The organism is Hungatella hominis (assembly GCF_014288005.1).
GTDB lineage: Bacteria > Bacillota > Clostridia > Lachnospirales > Lachnospiraceae > Hungatella > Hungatella effluvii.
Window position 1 is genome coordinate 311,490 of the sequence record NZ_JACOPB010000003.1, and the last position, 12,092, is coordinate 323,581.

10 protein-coding genes are annotated in these 12,092 nt (G+C 48.8%); 1 reads left to right on the plus strand and 9 read right to left on the minus strand.

Features of this window, described 5'->3' with window-relative positions; translation table 11 throughout:
* Position 1: 1 nt before the first annotated feature.
* From H8S75_RS09440 to H8S75_RS09450, 3 genes are all read right to left on the minus strand, one after another.
* Complete coding sequence (locus tag H8S75_RS09440) at positions 2–1,084, minus strand: ABC transporter permease (RefSeq protein WP_187021025.1); 1,083 nt, start codon at positions 1,082–1,084, stop codon at positions 2–4.
* A complete protein-coding gene (locus H8S75_RS09445) occupies positions 1,081–2,601 on the minus strand; it encodes a sugar ABC transporter ATP-binding protein (RefSeq protein ID WP_187021026.1) in 1,521 nt (506 codons plus the stop codon). The genes H8S75_RS09440 and H8S75_RS09445 overlap by 4 nt, the downstream gene beginning before the upstream one ends.
* Positions 2,602–2,709: 108 nt before the next feature.
* The gene (locus H8S75_RS09450; RefSeq protein ID WP_187021028.1) at positions 2,710–3,792 is read right to left on the minus strand and encodes an ABC transporter substrate-binding protein; all 1,083 of its coding nucleotides are present in this window, start codon (positions 3,790–3,792) and stop codon (positions 2,710–2,712) included.
* Positions 3,793–4,175: 383 nt separating this feature from the next.
* On the opposite strand from H8S75_RS09450, the gene H8S75_RS09455 reads away from it, so the two are divergent.
* Entirely contained in the window at positions 4,176–5,258 is a 1,083-nt protein-coding gene (locus tag H8S75_RS09455) for a GntR family transcriptional regulator (protein WP_187021030.1), read from the plus strand.
* An 8-nt stretch (positions 5,259–5,266) separates the two neighbouring features.
* On the opposite strand, the gene H8S75_RS09460 is transcribed toward H8S75_RS09455, so the two are convergent.
* From H8S75_RS09460 to H8S75_RS32650, 6 genes are all read right to left on the minus strand, one after another.
* Positions 5,267–6,883, minus strand: coding sequence for a response regulator (locus tag H8S75_RS09460; protein ID WP_187021031.1), 1,617 nt, complete (start codon positions 6,881–6,883; stop codon positions 5,267–5,269).
* A 36-nt stretch (positions 6,884–6,919) separates the two neighbouring features.
* Complete coding sequence (locus tag H8S75_RS09465; RefSeq protein WP_187021033.1) at positions 6,920–7,936, minus strand: ABC transporter substrate-binding protein; 1,017 nt, start codon at positions 7,934–7,936, stop codon at positions 6,920–6,922.
* A 15-nt stretch (positions 7,937–7,951) separates the two neighbouring features.
* The gene (locus H8S75_RS09470; RefSeq protein WP_187021034.1) at positions 7,952–9,460 is read right to left on the minus strand and encodes a sensor histidine kinase; all 1,509 of its coding nucleotides are present in this window, start codon (positions 9,458–9,460) and stop codon (positions 7,952–7,954) included.
* A gap of 43 nt (positions 9,461–9,503) precedes the next feature.
* Positions 9,504–10,868 (minus strand): ATP-binding protein, encoded by a 1,365-nt coding sequence (locus tag H8S75_RS09475; RefSeq protein ID WP_187021036.1) that lies wholly within the window; start codon positions 10,866–10,868, stop codon positions 9,504–9,506.
* 31 nt (positions 10,869–10,899) lie between these two features.
* Positions 10,900–11,610: a LytR/AlgR family response regulator transcription factor gene (locus H8S75_RS09480; RefSeq protein WP_187021038.1), complete on the minus strand. Its 711-nt coding sequence runs from the start codon at positions 11,608–11,610 to the stop codon at positions 10,900–10,902.
* 129 nt (positions 11,611–11,739) lie between these two features.
* Entirely contained in the window at positions 11,740–12,072 is a 333-nt protein-coding gene (locus H8S75_RS32650) for a nitroreductase family protein (RefSeq protein WP_243270216.1), read from the minus strand.
* Between the last annotated feature and the right edge of the window lie 20 nt (positions 12,073–12,092).

The window sequence follows — 12,092 nt, forward strand, 5'->3', positions numbered from 1 at the left end:
ATCAGGCGACCTCCCTCTGTTTTCTTAAACTCTTTCCGAGGCTGAAAATCTTCTCTTTTACAGCCGGGGCGCTGATGACGACCAGCACAATGACGACCATGGCCTTATAGGCCGGAAGGGCATCCGAGGAGACATTAAACTTATAAAGGGTTGTCGTGAGGAACTGAATGACATAGGCTCCCAGAATCGACGCCATAATATTAAACTTACCGCCGCTTAACACATTTCCGCCGAGGGCGACCGCCAGGATGGCATCCATCTCGATATCCTTGGCAATGACCGAATAGTTGATGGTGGAGAGACGGCTCGTTTTAATCAGGGCCACAACCGCTACACACAGTCCCAGAATAACGAAGCTCAGCCATTTGATAAACGCAGGGTTTAAACCGTTCAGCCTGGAGGAACTGGCATTAATTCCGACAGCCTGGGTATATAAGCCCAGATTCGTGAACTTTAACACCAGCATGGCGATGATGACGCATACCACTGCCAGGAAAAATGGAGTGGGGATCGGAATTCCCGGAATAAATCCGCCGAAATACGTAAAAGTCTTATCCGTTACGATAGGAAGCTCATTGTTATTGATCCACGCGGCAATGGAACGGCCGGCGGTATAGAGGATCAAAGTCGCAACCATGGGCTGGATTTTAAAGATGGCTACCAGCACGCCGTTGAACGCGCCAAATATCATGGCGACCAGGCACGCGGCCAGAAATGCCACGATGATCGGAGCCCTAAGCGTCCCGTCTCCGCCCAGTCCCACGAGGACTCGCAGAATTACGGAGCCTGCGATAGCCACAGCCGCGCCGACGCTGATATCCTGTCCACCGGAAGCCGCCGTAACCAGCGTCATGCCGATAGCCAGAATGGCCACCTCGGAGCCATAGTCGAGAATCGTCATCACATATCCGGTTAAAACAGGGTCTCCGCCGCTGTTGGTTCCCAGTGTGATTTTGAAAAACGCCGGGGCAATTACCAGGTTAAATACCGTCAGCAGCAGAAGCGCCGCAATGGGGATGAAAATCTGCTTTCTGAATAAACCGGCAAACGCATTTGATATCGTTGTACTCTTCTTCCCTGTCATTCCATCTCACCTCCGGCAATGGTTTCCATAATTTTAGCCTGATTCAGCTCCTCACCCGACAGCTCTCCGACCACTCTGCGGTCACGCATGACGATCAAACGGGAGCACGTGTGAAGCATCTCATCCGTTTCAGAAGAAATAAAGGTGACGCTCATTCCCTCCGCGGCCAGCTTTAATACCAGCTTCTGTATTTCGATTTTCGTGCCAATGTCGATGCCGCGGGTCGGTTCGTCCAGAATCAGATATTCCGGATGGGTCAGCAGCCAGCGGGCAAGAATGACCTTCTGCTGGTTTCCTCCGGAAAGCGACTTAATCGGCGTATCCGCGGACGCGGTCTTAATTTCCAGCAGTTTGATGTATTCGTCTGCAAACTTATTTGCCTCCGCTCTGGAGAACGGCCGGAAAAATCCTCTCAGCACCTGTGCCGCAAGGATAATATTGTCTCTCACGGATAGGTCTCCCACGATGCCGTCGTTCTTGCGGTCCTCCGGAAGGTAGGCAATCCCATTTTTCATGGCGTCCAGAGGCTTAGTCATCTTCACCGTTTTTCCGTTCTTTTTCATCGTTCCGGCGATCACCCTGTCTGCGCTGAACATGGCGCGTACACATTCACTCCGCCCGGAGCCCAGAAGGCCGGTAAAGCCGTTGACCTCACCTTTTTTGATGTAGAAATCAAACGGCTTGATTCCCGCATCGCTCTGAAGACCCTCGGCCTCAATGACACGCTCGTCAGCGCCTTTAAAGCCTTCTGTCTTCTCCCGGATATTTTCCATATCGTTCAGTTCCTTGCCGAGCATCTTCGCAACCAGCTTCACCCTCGGAAGCTCTTCTATGACGTATTCTCCCACCAGCTGACCGTCGCGCAGAACCGTGATTTTATCGCATACCTCATAGACCTGATCCAGGAAATGGGTAACAAAGATGATGCCGACGCCCCTCTCTCTTAAATCCCTCATAAGACCGAAGAGCTTTTCCACCTCCGATTCGTCCAGGGAAGATGTCGGCTCATCTAAAATCAATACCTTGCAGTCCATGTCAACTGCGCGGGCAATTGCTACCATCTGCTGAATCGCTATGGAGCAGTCGGACAACTGCTGGGTGGCCCCTGCCGGAATCCCCAGTTTGTCAAGAATTGCGTCCGCATCCGCATTCATCTTCTTCCAGTCCATCATCTGCGATTTTCCGCGTCCGATGTACATGTTTTCAGCCACCGTAAGATTGGGGCACAAGGTAATCTCCTGATATACCGTGCTGATTCCCAGATTCTGTGCGTCACGGGGAGACTTGATAACCGCGGCCTTCTTCATGCCCTTTAAATAAATTTCGCCTTCATCCTTTTCATATACACCCGTCAGCACCTTAATCAGTGTGGACTTTCCCGCTCCGTTTTCACCCATCAGCGCGTGTATCTCCCCTTCGCACAGGGTAAAATCCACAGCCTGCAGCGCGCGTACTCCCGGAAAGCTCTTATGTATATTTCTCATTTCCAATACAGACTTCTCTTTCACCAGCGCCATTCACTCCTTTTTGTAGGGAAAGAGCGCAAAGCGTTCATACGAATATCAGTTATGCCGCGCTGCACTCTTTCCATTTTCTATCCTGTAAACATTTTATTGTCTTGTCGCCTAAATTCCGTATTTTTCAACGTCTTCTGCCGTAATGGTTGTGGCGTCGAAGCCCTTCTCATCCATGATGATAGTCTTCTCGGTAAGCGTTTCCCCATTCTGAACCTTTTTGATGATTTCATCGATGTAGGCAGCCTGGAACGGGTTGCACTGTCCGTCGTAGTTCCAGTTCTGATCCAACAGTTCCTGAAGCGCCCATTTATTACAGTCAAATCCCATGATGATTACGTCCTTGCCGACGCCGTGGGAAATATTTGCCTTGTCCAATGCGGCTACGGCGCCTTTAGCCATATCGTCGTTCTCTGCGTAGATGACATTGAATTTAGAGCCGGAATCGATGACTGACTGAACGATCTGCTGTGCTTTCTCGGAGTTCCACTCTGCGGTCTGCTGTGTAATCAGATTCCAGGAGTCGTCGGCCGCTACCTTAGCGTCGAGAGCGCCGGTACGTCCCTGCTGTGCCGCAGAACCCATAACACCCTGAATGTGAATTACGTTGTACTCGTCTAATCCCTGGTCAGCCAGCCAGTTTACTGCTGTCTCGCCTTCCTTGTTCATATCGGAAACAATGGATGCCAGATATAAGTCCTCGCTGGCGTCGATGGTACGGTCAAACAGGATTACGCCGATTCCCGCGTCCTGTGCATCTTTTAAAACGCTGTCCCAGCCTGAAGTGTCTGCCGCGGAGAGAAGTAAGTAATCCACTTCGTCCTGGATAAACTTCTGAGCCGCCGTAATCTGCTCGTCATTCTTTAAGCTGTAGGCAAAGGAGGCGTCATATCCGTTTTCCTTCGTAAACATGGCCTTCATATCTGCGTCGTTCGCGGTTCTGTATCCGGACTCGTTGGGGTCGTTGTTGATGATGCCGACCTTGATCAGTTCCCCATCCGCTGCCGCAGGAGCCGGCGCCTCTGTCTCCGCCTTTGCAGCTTCGGTTGCCGCAGGAGCCGCTGCTTCAGTTGCCGCAGGCGCCTCGGTCGCTGCTGCCGTTCCTGCTGATGATGTCTTGGAGCTGCTGCATCCGGCCAGGCTGGCCGCCACCATGGATACTGCCAACATTGTTACGAGAGTTCTCTTTTTCATTTTCTTACCTCCGCTTTTTTATAATTGATTTCCTCCTGGGATTCGTTTCTCCCTGTACCTGTATCTTACCAGCAGCGGCACTGTGATTCAATTTGTAATCCCTTGTATTTATGCGGTTTGGAAGTTATTTACAATACAAATTTATGGTGATATAATCAAAATACAATACAAGTTGTATTCTTTGGTATGATTTCTTACAAAACAGGTGGAAATTTTAAGATTCTGCCATTTTTCAGGGATCAGATGTGGGGAATTTTTGTTGTGCATATTGACTTTCAAGAAGATAAAACGTGGATTTTTTATGATATTTATACATTTTCTTACGTTTATCCGGGGAACAAATCAGGCAAATTTTTCATAAAATCGGGAAAGGGAAGGATTCTATGACTGTAAAATACAAATGGGTCGCGGAGCGTCTGGAACTCATGATAGAGAAAAACATTCAAAATGGAATTCATAAGCTGCCGTCGGAGCAGGAGCTCTGCACGAAATATCACGTAAGCCGTCAGACCATCCGCATGGCTCTGGGGCTTCTGGAGGAAAAGGGCTTCATCGTCAGAAAGCAGGGAAGCGGTTCGTTCCTTACAGGACACTCCTCCAGACCTCAGGGGAATGTCATCGGAATTCTCATTTCCAGCGATCAGGAATACATCTATCCCGGCGTAATCCATGATATCCAAAACACGCTTTCTGAACATGGTTTCAAGGGCCAGGTCTTTACAACGGGTAATTCCATCTCCAGAGAACGGGAGATCCTGCTTCAGCTTCTGAAAAACCCTCTGCGCGGAATCATCGCGGAGGGCTGTAAAAGCGCGCTTCCCAATCCCAATCTGGACCTGTACCGCAGGCTGATCAAAAAGGGCTGTCAAATCGTGTTTCTCTATAATTATTATCCGTCCCTCACCGGCTGCATCTTTATCAAAGACGATAACTATTCGGGGAGCGCCCTCTTAGTACGCCATCTGGCCGCTCAGGGCCATACGGCCATCGGCGGTATCTTTAAATCTGATGATATGCAGGGAATCGAACGATATCAGGGTTTCACGGAGACGCTGCGCGACTTGGAGCTGCCTGTCTCCGACCACAGCATCTGCTGGTACGGCTCCCATGATTTAGACCGGCTGCTTCACTTAAAAGATACACAGTTTTTAAAGGAAATGGCGGCGGAGTCCCTTTCCTCCTGCACCGCAGTCGTCTGCTATAACGACATCATCGCCTACTATCTGGTGAATGAACTCCAGTCCGCAGGCTGCCGGCTGCCCGAGGACATGGCCGTGGCCGCATTTGATCATACGTATTTCAGCAATTCCAACATTCTGGCAGTAACCACTCTCTCCCACGAGCCCCATGAGATGGGGACAAAGGCGGCGGAGGCTGTAATAAAAAAACTGAGCGGGCTTCCCGTGTCTTCACAGGAAACCCGCTGGAAACTGAACTTAAAAGAAAGTACTCAGACTGACCGGTGATGCTCCGGTCAGTGCTTCTTTTCTGCACGGTATTCTCTCGGACTGCATCCCTGCAGCTTTTTAAAGACGAAGCTGAAGTAATGGGAGTCCTTATACCCCACCTCCTTCGCTATCTCACCGGAGTTTTTGTCCGTCTGCTTTAACAGCTTTTTCGCCTTTTCAATCCGTTTTTCCGTCACGTATTCAACAAATGTTTTCTGCATGTTCTGGCTGAAGATAGCGCTTAAATAGCTGGCGCTCATGCCGATATTCTCGGCCACCAGGTTAAGGGACAGCGTGTCGCAGTCGTAATGATCGTCTATATAATCCAGTGCCTTCTTCAACATTTTCCCGCCCTGGCAGCTGTTGATCCGGTCACGAATCCCCATCGCGGTCTCCAGCATGCCTGCAAAGTATTCGAAAATCTCGCTGTCCTCGCTGCGGATCATCTGCACCGCATGCTCGATCTCTTCTAAATACTCCGCCTGATCCGCGCCAATAGACTCCAGGAAAGCAACGACGGCAAATCGGATATTCAGGATCACATAGCTGCGGAACATCCTGGATTTTAAGGCATTCTGAATGTTGTAAAGATAGGATTCCACGAAATCATGAATCTCCTTATCTTCTCCCCGTGACAGAAAGTCGCGGATAATTTCCGGATCCATCTGCATAAAATCCACCGTGCCGATATTCTTTTCGCCCTGTCCGGCCAGACAGTCCGAAAGCGTCATTTCCGACAGCACATGGAGACCCGGCTTGATAAACCGGTAGGCAAAATAGTGGTTCGCATCTTTATAGCACTGAGGCAGCATGCTCAAACGCTCCACCTCCGTTCCCACCGCAACGTACCATTCCAGGTGATCCTCCTCCGGCGCACAGACCTTTTTTAAATGGGCCAGGCTGTTCTCTGTCAGCTCCTCCATCTGGGACTGCTCCGATTTGATCAGAACGCCATAGCAGCTGACATTGAAACGGAACAGAATATACTGGGGATGCCGCAGAAAATAGTGAAATACCTCCTCCTGTTTTCTGATCAGCCGCTCCCGGGACTCCCGGGATGATACCTCGGCTTTCTCATAGATGGAGAAAAGCAGTAGATTGTAACAGGAGGCCGTAAGCTGCAGCGACTGGGCTGCCGCCTCCTCGTAGATCTCCTTCACCGAAAGCTTCCCCTCCAGAATCTTCTCAAAGAATCTCCGAAGCGAAAACTGTTCAAATTCCTGCACCTCATCCTGGTATTGGGCCTGATAATCCTTCTGCTCCATCCCCTGCTCGATTTTTTCCTTCATCTCCAGCAGGACGCCGCGGAGAGTCGTTCTCGTAATCGGTTTCAGCAGATACTGGTCCACTCCCGCTTTGATCGCCTGGCGCGCATATTCAAAATCATCATAGCCGCTGATGATAATGATCTTTATCTTGGGAAATTCCTCTTTCACGATTTCACTCAAAGAAAGGCCGTCCATAAACGGCATCTTAATATCGGTGATCAGCAGATCCGGCTTCAGTTTCCGGATCATCGGAAGCGCCATCTCCCCATCTCCGGCCTCTCCCACCAGTTGAAACCCATACTGCTCCCACGGAATTTTATCCCGAAACCCTTCCCTTATGACGCTTTCATCTTCCACCAGAAATACTTTTAACATTTGCTTCCTCTTTTCCATTCACAAATCCGTTTCCCATCAATAAGTCCTCTTCTCCAGGGCGTCCTTCACATTTTCCTTTGTAAATACTGTCTCCGGAACAAAATACAGCTTTGCCACGGCCTCATTGTTCTCCAGTTTTCTGATGACCGTTTCAACGTATTCGCCCTGATTGGGATTGCACTCGATGTCCGCGGTAACCAGCCCTTCATCCACCAGCTGCAGTCCGCTTTTCACCGCGTCAAAGGAGATGACCATGATGTCTCCGTCCTCTCCAGCCGTAAGCCCTGCATTCTGTATGGCCGTCAGAGCACCGAAGGTCATGTCGTCGTTTTGTGAGATCACCACATCGATATCTTTGTACCGGTGCAGCAGCGTTTCCATCTCTTCCTGTCCTTTTGCCGTTGTAAACTCCCCATCTGCCTGCTCCAGGATCAGCCAGTTATCGTGGGCTTCTGCGACTTCATTGAATCCGTTCGTGCGGCCGATCGTGGCCGTCGCTCCCTCGGTTCCCTGTAAAACCACGATGCGGATGCTCTCCTCCTGCCTGTGCTGCTTCGTCAGGTACTCGTCCAGTATATTTCCGGCCATTCTCCCCTCCTTGTAAAAATCGGAGCCGATCCATGTCGTATATAATGACTGATCGCTGAGATTCACTTTACGGTCGATTAAAATGACTGGAATCCCTGCCTCCTTCGCCTCCTGCAGCACAGTCTCCCAACCGTCTTCCGTAATAGGAGAAAACACAATGTAATCCACCCGCTGGGAGATAAAGCTCCGAAGTGCCTTAATCTGATTCTCCTGCTTCTGCCTCGCGTTATTGAAGATCATAAAGTATCCATTTTCTTTGGTAAGGACATTTTGAATGGAAGCCGTATTGGCAGTTCTCCACACGGATTCACTGCCTACCTGAGACACTCCCACCACGATCAGATTTTCATCGACTGTATTTTCTGTATCTTCCGTCCCGTATTCTTTTACACAGCCGGACAGAATCAGAATCAGGAACAGCAGAGGAATGAAAAAAATATGTATTTTCTTTGCCGGTATTTCCATATGTACTTACCCTTTCTATGCTTTCCGCAGCAGACTCTCATAAATTTTAATCGCCGGTATTGTAAGTTCCACAATGGTCCCCCTTCCCTTTTCAGACTGAATCGTCATTCCGTAGCCGGCACCGAAATACATGCGGATCCGCTCATTTACATTTGCCAGGCCAAATCCTTTTTCCGTCTCACGGCAGGGGCGTTCGATTTCCCTTCGCAGCTGCTCCAAGTCTTCCGCATCCATACCGATCCCATTATCACTGACCGCCAGGTGGAGGACCTCTCCGGTTTTCTCACAGCTGATATGGATGCAGCCTCTGGAGCGCTTATATTTTATGCCGTGATATAGGGCATTTTCAACCAGTGGCTGCAGCGACAGCTTCAGAATCTGATAATCGTACAGCTCCTCGTCAATCTGGATATCATACTCCAGGATGTCCCGGTACCGTCTTTCCTGAATCTTTAAGTAACTGCTGATATGCTGCTCCTCTTCCCTGAGCGTAATAATCTCTTTCCCCTTGCTGAGCACCAGCCGGAAAAAGCTGGACAGGGACACTACCATGTTCACCGCCTCATCCGCCTTCTCATCCTCGATCAGCCAGACAATCGTATCCAGGGTATTATACAGGAAATGGGGATTGATCTGTTCCTGTAAAAGGCGCAGGTCCAGCCGCCGCATCTTCTGCTCATCCTCTTTGATCTGCCCGATCAGTGTCTGCATATTGGCCGCCATATCATTAAATCCGCTGGCCAGAATCTCGATCTCATCTTTCGAACAGACGTCGGCCCTTGCTGATAAATCGCCCTCCGAGACCTGTCTGGTCGCATCATACAGCACTTTAACCGGCCTCAGAATACCGGTTGTAATCCGCCATGTCGCTATAATCGTCAAAACCACCAGAAACAGCACCAGGAGCCCGCACACGATGATAAAGCTCTGCATCTGCTGCTTCAAATTCCCTGTGACCACCTCCATGGCCTTCGTCTGGTAATAGATATAATACTGGATATCATCCTGAATCAGTTCTGTCAGGATGTAGATGTTATTATCCAGCTCCTGGATATTTTCATCATACCGCCCGCCGATTCTGATGTTCTCGAAAATATCATCCACCCTCTTTTCCAGGGTGTCGATATTCCGTAAAAGGGTCTCCAGCCACACGCGGCTCTCCGTCTCCGTGGTGATATCCTTCAGCTTCGTAAACTCCGCCCGCAGCTCTCCGATTAAGGCATAGGGATCCTTTAACGTCTCGTCCTCAGAAATATTTCCAAAGTCTACATATCCCACCACAAGCTTATAGAGGCTCTCGTCCATCTCATCTTTAAAATTCAGATTGTAATTATTGGCAATGGTCATATCGCTGACGATCTTATCGTACACCCTGCTGTACTGAATCATGGAAACCAGCAGAACGACCACCACAATGAAAAATGGCAGGACAATCGCCGCCGCAAGCATCAATATTTTTTTGTTGATTGAAAACCGGATCGGGCTCTTATTCGAACCATTTTGCCACAAAGCGTCACGTTTCATCTGCTTATCCCCTAATCTGATTTTAATACATTTTTTCTGCGTTTCAGCCGCCCGAAGCCGTAAATGAAACCGGCAGCGCCATGGTAACAACAAATTCCTCCTCTGTATACTCCACATGACTGTATCCGCCATACCGCTTCACCACCCGCTCCATGTTCTTAAGCCCGAATCCATGCTTCGATTCATCCGGCTTTGTGGTCTGAATCCTGCCATGCTTCACCCTGACCGGATTATTTTTGGTGTTCTTTATTTCCACCCAGATCAGATTCTTCTTTCTGGATATGGTCAAAGCGATCCGGCGTGCCATACTGCTGTCTGTTATCTCGCCGCAGGCCCTGACCGCATTTTCCAGCGGATTTTCAAAGATGGTGTAGATATCAGGAAATGCCATGAAAGAAAAGTCAGAGAACAGGATATTCGTATCAAATTGGATTTGCGCGGAATCACAGCAAAGCTTTGTCTGGCACAGGATCGACCGCAGAGCCGGTGAGGGGATAAAGGCGAACCGGTAACTGTCTTCGATATGATGAAGCATTTCATCCGCATAGGACCGGATATCACGCTCCACAAACTTTCCCTTCCCGCCGCCCGCGCCCTCCTGCAGCAGGTGTTTTATGCCGTCGATCTGTTTCGTATAATCGTGAGCCAGACCCTTTAACTCTTCAATAAACGCATCCTGCTGTCCGATCACCACCCGGTCCAGCCGTTCGATGCGGGACAGTCTGTCTAATTCGTGCTGAAGCTGGCAGCGTTTCCGCCAATGGTTGTCCCCTAAAATCACCGTCAGGTTCATGAATAGAAGGGCAAGAAAAAAGATCATGCTAAGGGAATCAGCTCGGCTCCCCAGCTCTGTATTCAAACTTAGAATATAGAATACATAGTATATGATAAAAATACTGACTATGGGAACTGTGATAACCGACAGATTTTCCGTAATCGTAAGTTCCACGTCCTCCTTCCTCCGTTTTGCCCAGTGGAAATAGCGGACAATCAGAAGAAGGACACAGAACATGCCGGTACCGCTGAGGTTAAAGCCTGCATTTTTTATGGTATCATCTATGACGCTCACCATATTACTCCTGATCATGGAGGCATATATCAAAACAGGGATACTTTCACAGATTACGATCAACAGAGTTTCAAGGAAAGAACAGAGCAGCCTGGCGGCGATACTGCCCTTAAACAAAATCAGATTGATGATCAGACCGCTTAATAGGGCTGTCATAGTATTCAACTCCGGTATGTACAGCAAATTTACGAAAAACTGAATTGTAGACAGGCCTAACAGCAGTCCCCAGGAGATTCGCCGTTGTTTCTCCCATCTTAACGCGAAAAACTGCATGGTGAACCAGAAAAACAAAGCAAAATCCAGTATACATTTGCCATAGGCTAAAATCGTGTCAAGCATACTCATACCACCTTTGTATCTGCGTTGTGCTTCAGATAGCTGAATTTTTAAGCAGCGTTTTCATAAACGAATCCCGGAAATGGAGGCCCAACGGCACAGCGCTGTGGTCTGTAAGCAATATTTTGCTGTCCTTGACCGTATCCACCATATCCAGATTAACGATGTAGCTTTTGTGTGAATATGCAAATTTGTCGGACGGCAGACTGTCCATGAGTTCACGGAGACTCTGCCATGTACCAATCTGTGCTACATCCTGGCACACGATATGGCGCTTGCGGAGTTTCGAATAAATATACATGATTTTATCTGTCCGGAGCAGATTAGTATGAGAGTCATTCGTAATCTTAATATAGGATACGGAGCGGTTCAGCTTATGGGCGCAGGCGTTGAGGACGGCTATGATCTCCTCCTCCGTAAACGGTTTCACAATAAACCGAAACGGTTCCGCCCGGTATCCGTCTATGGACATGGATTTCAGGGCCGTTGTCAGAACGATGATCGACGTATTTCCCCGTTTTCGCAGTTCCTCGGCAATATCGATGCCGATGCTTCTGTTCCCAAACCGGATATCCAGAAACAGGATGTCATAAGGGTTCGTCAGGTCATACAGTTTTTCGGCGGCATCCAGTTCGATGAGATCGATCTCCACGTCATATGCGAAGGAATACCGTAATATATATTTTTTCAGTTTGTCGCGTATCGGCTGTTCGTCGTCACAGATACACACCGTATATTTCTTCATGTATCAATTCTCCCCCATTTTTGTGGTATCTTTTATTATACCTTACAAACTCCGTTATGGGTAGACGCTAATTGCTTTCTGACATAAAATTGCAGATTACAAAAATGCGGAACGGATGAACTGGTATTGCTATATAAATTCTTTTGTTATAACAGCAGGATCAAACAAGCCTACCATTACACTTCCAATTTCCAACTCTCTCGCTGCCAGCATCATGTGGTCACAGACAATACCTATATCCAGATTTCCGGAACACTGGGTCACTGTATATCTCGAATTGTATGCAGCCTCCGGCCCTCTGTCATTTCGATGTGCAATACAGAATTCATACAGCGCGATATTCAGATTCGGCGCAGCTACTGTCAACCCGGAACGGGTGCGTTCGAAATATAACAGTGCAGAGAACATCTGAGACGCCATTTCCAGGATATGCTTTCCGGTCTGTTCCCCTTTGTCACCCATGTAATACTTCCTCTCATCAA